The 13,857-nt window shown below is 43.1% G+C and carries 13 protein-coding genes; 4 read left to right on the forward strand and 9 right to left on the reverse strand.

Features of this window, described 5'->3' with window-relative positions; all coding sequences use genetic code 11:
* Nucleotides 1-49: 49 nt before the first annotated feature.
* Together cdhB and cdhA are read right to left on the reverse strand one after the other, a co-directional pair.
* The gene (gene cdhB, locus PLL47_RS07075) at nt 50-562 is read right to left on the reverse strand and encodes a CO dehydrogenase/acetyl-CoA synthase complex subunit epsilon (protein ID WP_324445488.1); all 513 of its coding nucleotides are present in this window, start codon (nt 560-562) and stop codon (nt 50-52) included.
* 2 nt (nt 563-564) lie between these two features.
* Complete coding sequence (cdhA, locus tag PLL47_RS07080; protein WP_324445489.1) at nt 565-2,976, reverse strand: CO dehydrogenase/acetyl-CoA synthase complex subunit alpha; 2,412 nt, start codon at nt 2,974-2,976, stop codon at nt 565-567.
* A 1,270-nt stretch (nt 2,977-4,246) separates the two neighbouring features.
* On the opposite strand from cdhA, the gene PLL47_RS07085 reads away from it, so the two are divergent.
* The 3 genes from PLL47_RS07085 to PLL47_RS07095 all read left to right on the forward strand — a co-directional run bounded on the left by PLL47_RS07085 (nt 4,247) and on the right by PLL47_RS07095 (nt 6,385).
* The gene (locus PLL47_RS07085; protein WP_324445490.1) at nt 4,247-4,930 is read left to right on the forward strand and encodes a rhomboid family intramembrane serine protease; all 684 of its coding nucleotides are present in this window, start codon (nt 4,247-4,249) and stop codon (nt 4,928-4,930) included.
* Nucleotides 4,924-5,355, forward strand: coding sequence for a hypothetical protein (locus PLL47_RS07090; RefSeq protein WP_324445491.1), 432 nt, complete (start codon nt 4,924-4,926; stop codon nt 5,353-5,355). The genes PLL47_RS07085 and PLL47_RS07090 overlap by 7 nt, the downstream gene beginning before the upstream one ends.
* Nucleotides 5,356-5,806: 451 nt before the next feature.
* Nucleotides 5,807-6,385 carry a TIGR00288 family NYN domain-containing protein gene (locus PLL47_RS07095; RefSeq protein WP_324445492.1) on the forward strand — a complete coding sequence of 193 codons (579 nt, stop codon included), beginning with the start codon at nt 5,807-5,809 and terminating at the stop codon, nt 6,383-6,385.
* Between the two features lie 42 nt (nt 6,386-6,427).
* Here PLL47_RS07095 and PLL47_RS07100 read toward each other — a convergent pair whose 3' ends face one another.
* From PLL47_RS07100 to PLL47_RS07125, 6 genes are all read right to left on the reverse strand, one after another.
* Nucleotides 6,428-7,405 carry a methanogenesis marker 12 protein gene (locus PLL47_RS07100; protein WP_324445493.1) on the reverse strand — a complete coding sequence of 326 codons (978 nt, stop codon included), beginning with the start codon at nt 7,403-7,405 and terminating at the stop codon, nt 6,428-6,430.
* 20 nt (nt 7,406-7,425) lie between these two features.
* On the reverse strand, nt 7,426-7,779 hold the full coding sequence (locus PLL47_RS07105; protein WP_324445494.1) for a DUF2103 domain-containing protein: 354 nt from the start codon (nt 7,777-7,779) through the stop codon (nt 7,426-7,428).
* 303 nt (nt 7,780-8,082) lie between these two features.
* Entirely contained in the window at nt 8,083-8,520 is a 438-nt protein-coding gene (locus PLL47_RS07110; RefSeq protein ID WP_324445520.1) for an ACT domain-containing protein, read from the reverse strand.
* A 349-nt stretch (nt 8,521-8,869) separates the two neighbouring features.
* A complete protein-coding gene (locus tag PLL47_RS07115) occupies nt 8,870-10,174 on the reverse strand; it encodes a phenylacetate--CoA ligase family protein (protein ID WP_324445495.1) in 1,305 nt (434 codons plus the stop codon).
* A 392-nt stretch (nt 10,175-10,566) separates the two neighbouring features.
* On the reverse strand, nt 10,567-11,574 hold the full coding sequence (locus PLL47_RS07120) for a DHH family phosphoesterase (protein WP_324445496.1): 1,008 nt from the start codon (nt 11,572-11,574) through the stop codon (nt 10,567-10,569).
* A 115-nt stretch (nt 11,575-11,689) separates the two neighbouring features.
* Nucleotides 11,690-12,043: a prefoldin subunit beta gene (locus PLL47_RS07125; RefSeq protein ID WP_324445521.1), complete on the reverse strand. Its 354-nt coding sequence runs from the start codon at nt 12,041-12,043 to the stop codon at nt 11,690-11,692.
* A 432-nt stretch (nt 12,044-12,475) separates the two neighbouring features.
* Between PLL47_RS07125 and PLL47_RS07130 the strand changes: the two genes are divergently transcribed.
* Complete coding sequence (locus PLL47_RS07130) at nt 12,476-13,570, forward strand: M42 family metallopeptidase (protein ID WP_324445497.1); 1,095 nt, start codon at nt 12,476-12,478, stop codon at nt 13,568-13,570.
* Nucleotides 13,571-13,581: 11 nt separating this feature from the next.
* Here the strand turns inward: PLL47_RS07130 and PLL47_RS07135 are convergent, their stop codons facing one another.
* On the reverse strand, nt 13,582-13,734 hold the full coding sequence (locus PLL47_RS07135; RefSeq protein WP_324445498.1) for a hypothetical protein: 153 nt from the start codon (nt 13,732-13,734) through the stop codon (nt 13,582-13,584).
* Nucleotides 13,735-13,857: the final 123 nt, after the last annotated feature.

Genomic DNA, 13,857 nt, shown 5'->3' on the forward strand with positions numbered 1-13,857 from the left:
AAATCTCAAATGGGAATTCTGCCATTATTTTTCGCCTCCTAAATCCAAATTATAAAAGGGTAATTATCTCGTCCAGTGCTGCAATGTGGTCTTCTTTGCTAAGGTTTCCGAAAGACATTGTTGCATTCTGGATGTAATCTTTGCCTATTGAGATTGATTTTACGTCACTGAAGTTTTTAACTGCAGACAACACCTGGTTAATGTAGTATTTCTTGAATCCCAGGATAATGATTGTGTCATAGTTTCCATTGCCATCAAGCCCTGGCCAGTTGGGGTCTGTCAGGTAGAAACCAAGCGCGTGTGCGTTAATGTATTTGGCGTTAACATCCTTGCCTACAAAGCCATGCATCGAAGAGCCGGTTGCTGCAATCGGGATGTTTTTTGCCTGTGCGATCTTCACTGCGCGGTCCAGAACTTCTGGGCTGAGGGCTAAAGTACCTACCACTAAAAGAGGTCTCTTTGCCTTTGAAATGAGTTTGGCGGCAACTTCAGTGGTGATAGCTTTTGAGGTCTTTACACCATAGCTGGTGAACAGCTTTGTGTTCTTGGTAGTGTCAACCATCTTCAGGCCTCCTTGCAAAGTCTCTTGAGGTTAGTTGGCTGTGAAGAGACATCGAATTTAATCTTCGGGCCGGAAATGATCTTCTTCTTCTTCCAGTCAATCTCAAATCCATGTTCTGCTTCAAGTATCTTCAGGAGTGCTTCACGCTTGGAGAGTGGCAGGTCGGCTTCGTGCCTGACAAACTTCCACCAGTCTTCCGGCATAACGCCAAGATACTTCTCGCTGAGTTCTATCCAGTGGGTGAGCTTGATGGATCTGCCCATGTTGTTGTCGGATGGACGGATGCAGTTCTTTGCCATCATTACACAGGCTTCCTGCCAGGTCTCGGCAGTTGTGATGAGGAACTCTGGAGCTGGCGGGATATCCATTTCAGAACCGTTTCTGCCCTCGTAAACCTTCCACTTGCTGTCATCATAGGTCTTGGCTATCAGAGCTCTCCTGTACTTTCCACTGTGAGGTCCGAGCACTGCAGGAATACCATACATGTTGCATCCTGTACCGATAGCTGCTGCCTTCTGGGAGTAAGCACCCCATGCAAGACCTACTGCGCCCACACGGTTGAGTGTATAGTCAGCGATTTCAGCGAGGTTGCCTGAGAGGTTTCTGCCTGCAAAGATTGCAGCGACCTTGTGGGCTGTACCTGAAATGTGAGAGTTGGAGACGCATGATCCGGTGTTGAGGATGTTACCTTTCTCGAATCTGCCCGGGAACCTCTCGTAGAGGGTCTTGCCGTCAGCATCCTTGTACATACCAATGTCCATTGCAGAACATCCGGAAACAGCAACCAGGTAGTTCCTGTTAAGGAATTCTTCAGCAATGTTGTATACGTCCCTGGATCCTGCGGGGTAGTTGGAACATCCGATGATTGCGATAACACCAGGAGTTGTACCCATAACAAGGTTCAGACCTTCTGCTCTGATCTCGGGGTCGCTTACCTGACCTCTTCCGGCTCTTACCAGACCTTTCTCTTCGGCAATAGCCTTCAGGGATGCTTTCTCGATCAGGCTAAGGATGGGTATTTCCTTGTTACAGACCTGTTCACACCTGCGGCAGCCTATACAGAGGTCGTGAAGCTCTTCAAGAGCAGAGTAGTCTCCTCCCTTTGCTACTGCGATTGCTGCTGGGATTGCCAGTTCTTCTGGGCATGCAAGTGCGCATTCTCCACATTCCACACACTTGGAGACAAGAGCTACCATTTCCTCGTCAGTGGGGATGGCTGAGATTCCTTCACGGAGAGGAGCCATTTCCATAGCAAGTCTGGGCACAAGCTCTCCCAGCTTGTCGTAGTCCAGCATTACGCAGCCCGGCATCTTTCCGGTCTTGAGGTCTTCTATGATTGCATCAACATCATCATTGGTCCTGTCTGGCAGGCCGTACATGATCTTTTCATTTGATGCGATGATGGGTATCTTGAGTTTCTGGCCTTCAGCTACGAGGTCGGCCCTTACACACTGTTCGTCAAGGACAATTACATCAGGAATTCCGGAGCGTACAACCTTCAATTCCTTTGAAATTGTACCGACAATCTTTGCATAGGGGGCTTTCCTGTCTTCTCTCTTGTACCTGGTCATGTCGAATGCGGTACAGCAGAGCCCTCCGATTTCCATCTTGTCAGTCAGGCCATGTTCTTCCATGTAGTCCATGATGTAGGTGACACCGGCAACGTTGTGCCCTATGGCAATGATAGTCGGCTTTGACTTGTCAATTGTTCCCATACCTACTTCTACAAGCGGGGCTTCGGGGTCAGATTTCGGGAATCCAAGTGCAGTGACCTGAGCAATATCGGAAACTTCCATTCCTACATGGTCCAGAACTCCAGCAAGCATTGACTTGTTGTCGTAGTCAATTGCAGCTCCTTCCTGACCTGCGTGTATGGTTGCAAGAAGCTGGCCAAGCTCTTCCTCGACATACTCCATAATGGGTTTGAGGTCGCCAAGGGTCTTTGGCTGTTCACCTGTGACAAGCTGAATGTTGGGGGCAATCACATTTGAGGCACCCATGTTAATCGGCATGTCCTCCCCAAAGAGCTCAATAATGTGATCCAGCAGGTGGCGTCCGTGGGCGCTGTGGCAGGCACATCCTGTAATGCAGCGCAGGAAGAACTCTCTTGCAGTCTGACCTTTCATGTCAATACCGCAGGCACCTCTCTTGTTTCCTTCCAGGTTACACGGTCCGAATGTACAGTAGCAGCACTGGTCACACATTGGGGTGTAGACAGGCTCATAGCGGTCGAACAGTGTAAAACTCCAGTCCCTTAATGTAGCAATTGAGGGGTAGGGGGTCGGACCCATCGGGCCTAGCTCTTTTACTTTTTCTTCAGCAGCCTCCTTTGCTGCCCCTACAATGTTGTTAATAGTGATCTGAACGGATTCCAGATCTTCTATAGAAAAACTCCCGGTAGTTAGTTTGCTCATCTGAGCTTTACCTCCTAAATTTGTTTAAAGTAAGCTTCGCCATGACGACTGCAGTCATGATGTACAGCAAGTTCTTAATGATTATACATTATATTTTTTGCCGTCTGCTTTAAACCTGCAATCGTTTAATGACGTCCTCTGGCAAATCATTTTAAGCTCTCTATTTGAACTTTAAACACTTTGCCATTATTTTTTCAAATAAAAGCGTTTTTATAGGGAATATTTTCTTGTAAAAGTCGTTTTTAGGGCATTAATCCTCTTCCAAACCCTTTTTTACGCCCTGTTTCTCAAAAAAACCGTTTTTGCCAACGATTGAGACCTTAATATTGAGCAGAGGTCGCTACCGATGGATAATAAACACTAATTAAGTGACTAAATGTACCAAATCTATATAACATTTTCTAATTTGTAATACCATATTCGAGATGGGTAAAAATGGAATGTGGAGGCTTATTCTTCTTAAAAAAAACCTCAAAGATTCTTTGTTTCAAAAAAATGCTCAATGTCGCAGCATGCTGTTTTTCAAAAGAAGTATTCTTGAGCCTCGATAGTTTTTTCTTTTGATTTTAATATTTGTTATTTATAATATCATTTTTTCGTAATGATGACAAATAATTTTAAAGATTCTTCTTATTTGGACTGCATATTTTGCAGAACTAAAATTCAATCTATTCTTATCTATTTTTGAATATATTATCCATTATAATCTTTAAATTTATTATATTTATTTTTCTAATGAAAATATCAAAACTTATTTATATCGGGACTGTGTTAAAACTAATTTGCAAAGTAAACGCTGTAAACCGTTTTCATGTTTTTTCACCTGGCATTATCAACTATAATTTTCTCACTTAAATATTAATTGATGTATTCTTTGATCTAAATAATAATTCTCCTGATAAAATATGCCCTTAAATTTATATGCACTTTATACTTAATACTGATAAGCTTAAATTATGACTTGAGAATAATATTTAACATGTGGGGAATTCTGGCGTTATCTGCGGGTTTCTAACATTTAATTGAGGAATGGAACGATTATGACAGCTTTTTCAGGATATGAACCTTTTATTGTGCAGTTTATTTACTGGCATTTGTTCCTGAGCTTATGTTTGGATAATATTCTTGTGTTTAGACGTCATTCTTATATTTGAATAATATTCTGATGTGTTTTAAGGCATTATAAATTCCATTTTATAAATTGCCTTATTTAACCAGGTACTTTTACTCACCAACTTTATACTGGAATAAAATAGAGAGTAATTAGAACATGTTTAACCGCGATACACCATATGAGTCCCGAAGCGGAACTGCTGACAGGATAAAAAGCTCTGTCTCTGCGAGTCCGTCGATGGCGATCATTTTCCTGTGTGTAATTTCTTTCCTTCTGGAAGTAGTCCTTATGAGTGTGGCTCCGAACCTGGGGTATCTCTATATGAGCACTTTCCAGTTTGATCCCAATTCACTTCTGACAAGACCCTGGACGCTTGTCACATATATTTTCCTGCACACCGGATTGCTACACCTTCTTTTTAATATGATTGTCATGTACTTTTTCGGAACCGCACTCGAGCGAAGGGTAGGGAATAAACAGCTTCTCGGGGTCTTCTTTACTGCAGGAATCCTTTCTGCAATAGGGTACACTTTCTTAAGTCGGCCCATTTTTGGCATCTCGCCTGGTTCCATGATTGGCGCCAGCGGAGCCATTTACGGGGTCTTTGCAGCTCTTACCGTACTTGAGCCGAACCTCAGGGTATATGTTTATTTTGTCCCCATGCGTTTAAAACATGCTCTATTGCTCTTTGCCATTCTCGATTTTTTAATGGTTAATTCGTCGGATATGATAGCCCATACTGCCCACCTGAGCGGGCTCTTTGTCGGGCTTTATATAGGTTTTCGTATGAAGAAAATGCATGATAAATACAGGGTAATGAGGTACGCTGGCAGGTGGTAAGGCTGGAAGGAGAGATTTTTTCTCAGGACAGGTACTATCATCCCAGACCCGGTCCCGGGGAAAAAATTCCAGTCCAGATCTTAAATTTCAGCCGTGTCTTTGCAGCCTGGTCTCCAAAGATGAAAGCCACCCTTTTTTTTGAAAAAGCCCCTGAAGAGTCTGAGGAAAATGGGCTTAAAAGGGTAAGAGAAGCAGTCCTTCTTTATGTCTATGACTGGCTTGCGGGAAGGGAAGGAATAATAGAACTTACAAATGCAGAGTTCGAACAGTTTATGGAGGTCTATGAAGCTTTTCTGCAGAAATTAGGGGAAATCCAGTACAGAAGGCAGAAAAAGGGGCGAAAAACTGAAAACGTCTTTGAACTCCGGGAATCTTCTTTTATTATCCGCGAAGTTAAAAAAGGCCCGTTTTCAGATAAATTATAATTCTTAAATATATCTCAAATATATCTAGTGTTCTATAGCTAAAAACGTTCACTTTGGAGGGGCTTACTAATATCACAGGATTTATCTTCTCCTGGACAGGACAGAGTTTTCAGTCAAAACTCCCTGACCGGGTAAAATTAAGACCTGTTATTGCCAAAGTATGCAAATGTTTTACTACAGAAAAGCAAATATTTAGATATAATCAGATTATTACCCGAATTGCCGTGTATCAGGGTTTGGACCTGAAAACCGCCAGCTGTGAATTCACAATATATGAAGAACGAAGCTGCGACTTTCAGAAAGTAATAATAGAAAACCCATATCTTCAGACGTGAGATGGCTGCGGGGAACTCTACTGCCCTCACAGGTTAATTCTCCGTGAATAACCGGAAATTAACAGAAAAAAGATGCAGGTTGAGTAAAACTGTAAGGATCACAGAGGACATTGATAATGAAGCCTGTAAAGAGCGGACTTGATTCCATTTCTAAATACCTCCGTACTAAGAAAGAAGTCGGCAGGAGGAAAATAGGCCTTCTGGTGGACGGACCTAATATCCTCAGAAAAGAGTTTGATGTAAACCTTGAGGAAATAAGGGATGTCCTGAAGGACTACGGGAATATCAAGATCGGACGCGTTTTCCTGAACCAGTATGCCTCGGACAAGCTTGTTGAGGCTATTGAAAACCATGGACTTGAACCCATCATCTGTTCCAGTGATGTGGATGTGCGCCTCGCAGTAGAGGGCATGGAACTGGTCTACAATCCCAATATAGACACTCTTGCAATCGTAACCCGTGATGCGGATTTCAAACCGCTGCTGAACAAAGCAAACGAACACGGGAAAGAGACCATTATCTTCGGGGTTGAGCCCGGATTTTCCACAGCACTCAAGAACTCTGCGGATTATGTAATCCTCATGGACAAAAACCGCATGAGCGGTTATGATGAGGACGAAGAAGGGAAGCTTGATGCCTCGGACTATGAAGAATATCCCGAAGAAGAGAACGAAGAATCTATAGAAAAGACCTGATTCTCGGTCCAATTCTTCTTTTTAAGGGCGTTCTCTTATTTTTTAAGGATAATCCACATCTACGCCGAGAATATGTCTTTCTCCGGCAGACACATCCCTTGCTATCTCGGCACAGCCGATTGCAGCATGCCATTTGCCTAAACTAAGGCATTCCTGGCCCAGGTGTCTGCTGATTTTTTCCTGCATATATTTTACTTCTCCTACCGAACCTGCAAGGAAGACAGTTCCGGTAACTTCGTACTCTTTCAGGAGAAGCTGCATTGAAGCAATTTCCATAGCTGCAAAGAGGGCTATGGTATCAAGGGCAAGCAGGGCAGGTTCTTCCCCTTTTTCGGCTGCATTGAGCAGTTCTTCCCTGTCTTTATAGGGAGTCATCTTCAGGGCTCCTGCTTCTATGAACGCCTGATTTGCTGTCTGAAGCCCGTCATCAACATTTCTGATTGCCTGCAGATCAAGAGGTCCGTGATGGACTCCTGGAGCAAAAATACAGGCGTCTATTGCACCAATTACTTTTCCCGAAGCAACTGCAAGAGTCACAGTATTTGAGCTTATATCGGAAACTACAAAATCTTCATAGCCCAGGCACCGGATGTGGTATGCAATACCCAGCTTTTCAGGGCTTGTGAGATGGGAAAATACCTTCATTCTCGGGTCTACTTTGCTTTTCACGTGAAGGCCGGGAATAGCTACTGCCGGAATGCCGGAGTTTCTGATCGCATCAAAGACCCGCGTGCCTCCTCCGGTCTTTTTTCCTGCTCCTTCCGTACTCTGAAGCCCTCTTCCTTCAAGCTTCCTCACGTCTTTAATCTCGGAAAAGCCATCTCCCATGGAATAAGTCAGAGCGATCAGGTCAATATCTTCAGATTTGATTCCAAACTCTTTTTCGATAGATGCCAGAATTTCTTTTTCTGACATTGCAGCAGCTTCAGCCCTTCCAAGTTCAAAGGTCAGAACCTTTTCGCCTTCAATAAGTGCAAAACGCATTGCTGTTGTCCCGTGGTCAACTCCTATGAATGCCAAGTAATCTCTCCTGTAACGCCTCAGAGGGCATTTTTTAAGATTTCATTTAATTCGTTCATGATTCTGTCCCCCTCCTCAGCGCTACCAACTGTCGTCACCAGCCTGATTTCCTGAAAGCTTCTGCCTTCTGAAAGCAATAGCCTCAGGTTACCCCTTGCGTCAGCTCGCAGGACTTTTCCAGCAAGCTTTCCCCCTGCAACACCTTTTACGGAAATTACGGACGGAATTACTTTTTTTATCTCAGGATGCTGGCTTACAAGCTTTACTAGTTTTTTTCCAGCTCTTCCTCCAATTATTGTAGTGTGAGTTCCACCAAGTTTATTCTTTGAAGGGGGCTGAGCGTTTTCCTGTAAGCTGTCTTTATTATCTGTCATTAGTCAAACTGACCTGCTCGTTTATCGGTGCAATCCCTGTTCGCTTTACATGGACTGCCTTTTCTTTATACTCAGAAAAGTTCTTTTCCGTTTGTTCTTTTTATATTTATAATGTACATCTATTTACGCAGTACGAGCGCAAATATTTTAGAAATTCTTCAGGCTGTATGTATCTACTGTAGCAAAAAAGAGAACTCCAGACACTCAGGCACACTAATATCAATTAATATTAATGTGCCGGATTCTGGACCATTTTTCCGGCTTTTCAAGCTTCTATTCCGTAAATCCGGCGTTCAATAAAAATCAGATCTTTTCAAGTTCTTCCATACCTATTAGCTTTATATTGTTCTCTTCCAGCGTTTTTATGGCTTTCTGAGTGTCGTTAACCCGGACAATAAGAAGGGCTTTCTGGTCCCTGGTGACAAAAGCATAGGCATAGTCAAGGTTAATATTCGCTTCTCCGAAAACTTCCGCAATCCGGGACATGCTCCCAGGGACGTCTTCCATTTCCACTCCCAGGACGCTGGTTTCAGAAACTGTGAACCCGGCATCGTGGAGTACACGGTGCGCATAATCCGACTTGTCCACAACCATGCGAATTATTCCGAAATCTCCTGATTCGGCAATGGTAAAAGCTCTTATGTTTATGCCTGCATTCTTCAATTTATTTGCCACGCTTGCAAGTCTGCCAGGTTTGTTTTCCGCAAAAAGGGAAATTTGTTTTATCACTTTTTCTTCCATTCCAGCACCCATGTCCTTTTATCCCTTATTTCTTCAGTTTTATTCTTTTCCTACAGAATCAATTAAAATTTTATTCCTTTTTTTCCTGCTTTTTCAGTTCCTTATTTTAGCCTCTTATTCCTTTTCTCATGTTTTCATCAGAATATAATATAAGTTTCTGTGTGTATTTTAAACTTACATGTGTGTTGTTTTTAGATATTGAGGCACGGTCTGGATTTTAAAGAGGAAATTGAAAAAGGAACTGAAAAAAGAACAACGGAAAGAAACAATATTTTAGATCTTTTTCCGTTATTCTTTTTTCTGGAAAATCAAATCTCTTGACCTTTCCTGGATCTTCAGATTAAAACTTTCAGATCTTCCTCTTGTCTATAACTTTCTTTGATTTTCCCTCCGAGCGCGGCAGGGTGCCGTGTTCGACAAGTTCTACCTCAACTGCAAGGTTCAGCACGCTCTTTAAAGCGCTTGCAATCTTCTTTTTAAGTGCCATCATGTCCGACATCCTGTCACTGAAGGCTGACTCGTGCATCTCAATCTGGACCTTCATTGAGTCAAGAGGTCCTAGTCTGTCCACAATAATCATGAAGTGGTTCCCGACTTCCGGAATGTTCATCAAAACCGATTCGACCTGGCCCGGGAAGACATTTATGCCGCGCACGATAATCATATCGTCCGAACGTCCGCTGATGCGCGTGATCCTCGGATGAGTCCTGCCGCATTTGCAGGGTTCAGACAGTTTTTTAGTAAGGTCTTTGATTTTGTAGCGGATAAGTGGATTTGCTTCTTTTGCAAGGGTAGTTATTACAAGCTCCCCCGTTTCGCCATCAGGCATGGGCTCTCCTGTCTCAGGATCCAGAATCTCTACAAGGAACAGGTCACCCCATATATGGATGCCGCACTGTTCATTACATTCTGTAAAGAGAGGGCCGCTGAGTTCCGAAGTCCCGTATATATCATAGGCTTTAATCCCTGACTCTTCTTCGATTCTCCTTTTGAGTTCCTCAGACCAGGGTTCAGCCCCGAAAAAGCCCACCTTTAATTTAGTATCATTCCTTATACTGATGCCCTCTTTCCTGGCAGTTTCAATCATGTATAAGAAGTAAGATGGAGTGCAGGCTATGGCTGTCGTGCCGAGATCTACCATAAGCTCAAGCTGGCGTTCGGTGTTCCCTGAACTTGTGGGGAGTACAGTTGCTCCAAGTTTTTCACTTCCATAGTGGGCGCCGAGCCCGCCTGTAAAAAGCCCGTACCCGTAACTTACCTGAAGTATATCATCTTCTCCCACGCCCACGGAGGTAAAAGCCCTGGCAAGGGACTCTGCCCAGTTGTCAATGTCCCTGCGTGTATACCCGACTACAGTCGGTTTACCCGTAGTACCCGAAGAAGCATGGAAGCGGGCGAGCTTTGAGTTGGGGACACAAAACATTCCAGTAGGATATGTATCTCTGAGATCCTGCTTATATGTAAAAGGTAATTTCCTTACATCTTCGAGAGTCTGGATATCTTCCGGGCGAACCCCATGTTCATCAAACCTTTTTCTGTAAAAAGGAGAATTCTCATACACATAATGTACAAGTTTTTTCAATTTTTCTTCCTGCAACTTTCTCAAGTCGTCTACAGGCATTGTCTCGATTTCAGGATCCCAGTATTCTGGCATTTTTTCACGCTCTTTGTTCTTTATTTAGAGACTTTTTTGTTTCAGGCCGCGTCTCTCCTGGCCCTTTTTTATGTATATTTTTCATTTCATGCCCCTTGAGGTCATGCTAAGATGATATCTCTTTTCATCCCGGAAAGTTGAGACTCTTCCGATAGGATGCGAACTTCCGGCAGATATAATAATGAAAGGTTAAGCTGGATTCTCATATAAATAATAGTTGTTGCTGTTGAATGGAAAAAAAGACCTTATTCAGCTTAAATTGAGGATATAACAGAGAAGACCTGAGAAAAAAAATAGTAACTCTAAACCGAAAGAAAAATTGAAGTATTTTTACCATCTTTTATTGTTGATATTTTTATCCATCTTTTATTGTTTTATCCAGTTTGTTTTCTTTATTGTTCATCCTCATTGCTTTCAATCTCATCCTCAGAAATTTCTTTTGCAGTTGTTCCGAGGGATTTCTCAAGGATTTTCTTTGTCATCTCCCTGCATTTATGCAATACTTCTTCCATATTGGCAATTATATCTATTCCCGCAGCTCCTGAATGCCCGCCGCCGGTGCCGTTATATTCATTGCTTATGTCTTCCATCAGCTGACCGAGGTTGACTCCCGCATTTACAGCGTCGCGTTTTGCCCTTGCACTGACTCTGACACTGTCTCCTTTTGTAGTGCCGACAAAAGCCACATCAGCTCCTATGTTGATAAGCATGGAAGAGGCAGAGCCTCCGAAAGAACTCACATGAGAAGAAGCTATAATCATATCTCCTACCCGGTCGAGTTCAACCCTGCTCGCTGCTTTCAGGATAGCTATGCGCATTGAGATATCCTGAGGGGTGGCAGCCATCAGGTCAAGAACTTCCCCGTACTCAACTCCGCTGGCCTCTATAATTTTTGCCACCGTTTTGAACGTATCAGCCGATGCATGCTTAAAATGTCCTGTATCTGTAACGATACCTGTAAGCATGCCAATTCCCATCCTGCGGTTAATCGGCGCTCCCATGACTTTCAGGATATCATAGACTATCTCTACAGTCGAAGTTGTGTTCCTGTGCAGGAAAAATTCTGCATTCTCGGTAAGGGCTGTAGTAGTATGGTGGTCAATTACGCAGTAACTGGTCAGCTCTATATCGTTTAGCTGTGCTTTTGTCGAGGTATCAACCACGACAACAAAACCGTAATTTGCAGGGTCTGGCTTATCCACTACTTCAATTCCAAGCCTGTCGATCAGAACGGTTGCTACACGGTTACATCCGTCTACAAGCCCGACTGTTCCACCCAGGGCCTCTGAAAGAGCAAAAGCACTGCTAACAGCATCCGGATCTGCATTCCTGTGACACAAATATAAAATGTTTCGATAGTCAAGGAGCCGGTTAAAAAACTCCGCTTCATCAACTCGCATTGTCCACTCTGGCTACCGTTTTTTATAGATTTCGAGAATCCCGAATCCCGGGATCTCGGCACAATCTCCGTTACAGCTATAGTTCTGTGCTGTATTACATTGTAAAAAATAAAAATTATTGTGCTCTGGGTCCAAGTGCCTGCTGGATCTGCTCCTGAAGCTGCTTGAAGCGGGCAGTGAGCCTTTCTTCCTGCCTGGAGATAGACTGAAGCCTGAGAGAGAGGGTTTCTTCCCTGTCTTTAAGTTTTGAAACGGACTCCTCTTTGGTTGTTTTTATTACCAGTTCGCCGACATTCCGGTAAATCACCGCGTCGTCAGCCAGTCTTTCCAATTCATCAAGAGCCATTTTGGACTCTTTTTGCATAGCTTCAATCTGAGATTTTTGCATGGACAGAGCCTGAACCTGCTGCTGTACCTGCTGAAGCTGTGCTATCTGGTTCTGGATTTGAGGAGGTAATTCTGCAGTCATTGTAGTTTTCACCTGAGTCCTCAATAAACCTGAAGGGATTTTAATGTTTCTGTCTTTACAGCTTCTGAAAATTCCATCTACTAAGAAAAAGATTAAAAGCGCCTGCCAAAAACTTAAACAACAAGTTCAACTTAAATAATGACATTCTAAAAATTAGACCAATCTAAAAGAGACTGACTGACTAAATATATCTACAGGATTGTCTACAGCCAGAAATCCCTGCTATACCAGCAGGGTTTATAAATCCCAAAATCTTCTGGCAAAGGATAATCATAAATGGACATATAATATTCCGCATTAAACAGATTAATTAGCTAACAGGTTCAGTGGAATCCAAACTCAAAAGCATTCACAGGATTAACCTGTGCTTTTCAAACTGAAGTTACATATTAAAGCAAGATTCAGAATAGCAAGATTCAGGAGATTTCTAAAATGAATAATAATACTAATAATACTAAAAAAAGTGGAAATCTTGAAGAAATTCAATCTCTTCTGGAAAAGTTTACAAATGCCCATGGAATTTCCGGTTTTGAAGGAGAGGTCCGGAAACTGCTTGAAAAAGAGCTTGAGCCCTACGTTGACAGCATGCGGGAGGACACTATGGGGAACCTTATTGCTGTTAAAGAGGGAAAAGGGCCTTCTATAATGCTGGCAGCTCATATGGATGAAATAGGGCTGATGGTCAGATATATTGATGAAAACGGATTCCTGCGCTTTGTCGGGATCGGAGGATGGTTTGACCAGACTCTTCTGAATCAGAGAGTTATCGTACACGGCAAAAAGGGTCCAATTTATGGAGTTATAGGTTCCAAGCCTCCTCATGTGATGAAAGATGAGGACAGGAAAAAGCCCGTGAAACTTGAGGATATGTTTATCGACATCGGAGCAAAGGACAGGGAGGACGCTGGAAACCTCGGAGTCGAGATGGGCACTCCGATTTCAATCGACCAGGTATTTGCGCCTCTTGCAAATGGGAAAGTTACTTCAAAAACTTTTGATAACCGTGCAGGAGTTGTAATTCTTATTGAAGTCATGAAAAGGCTTCATGAGCGTAAAATCGAAGCAAATGTCTATGCTGTGGGCACAGTTCAGGAAGAAGTGGGGCTTAAAGGAGCAAAAACCTGTGCTTTCTGTATCTGTCCTGATGTCGCCCTAGCTCTTGACACCACTATCCCGGGAGATCATCCAGGTATCAGCAAAACTGATTCAGCCCTTGAACTGGGAAAGGGGCCCGTAATCATTGTAGCAGATGCATCTGGAAGAGGTCTCATTGCTCATCCCCAGGTTCTCAAATGGCTGAGAGAAACCGCGGATGAAAACAAGATTCCTTATCAGCTGGGCGTAGGTTCCGGCGGCACCACGGATGCCACATCAATACACCTCACAAAGGAGGGCATTCCTACAGGTACGGTCAGCATAGCCACACGTTATATCCACTCACCTGTAGAGGTTCTGGATACGGCAGATATAGAGGCATGCATTTCCCTGATCGTAAAGGCAATAGAAAAAGTTCAAAAATATTTCTAATCCTTCATTCTTTATTTTTTAAGGCGAATTTTCAGGGCGAATAGCAGGATGATTTTCCTGCTTTCAACCTGTATGGCAGTGCCCTTAAGGGGGACTATCAACTGTAATTCTGTATGGAGAGCCTTCATCTGCTGCTCTTGCGGATTGGTGTGTTCTCCTCTCAACTCTGTTTTGCTATTTTTTCAGTTTCTGGATTCAGGGGTTAAACCGGCTTCTGTACTTTCTTTTTTTTAAAAAGTTATATTTATTGTTAACTGGAAACTAAAAATACTATGGTCTACCTATTG

Source organism: Methanosarcina sp., from assembly GCF_035390745.1.
Lineage (GTDB): Archaea > Halobacteriota > Methanosarcinia > Methanosarcinales > Methanosarcinaceae > Methanosarcina.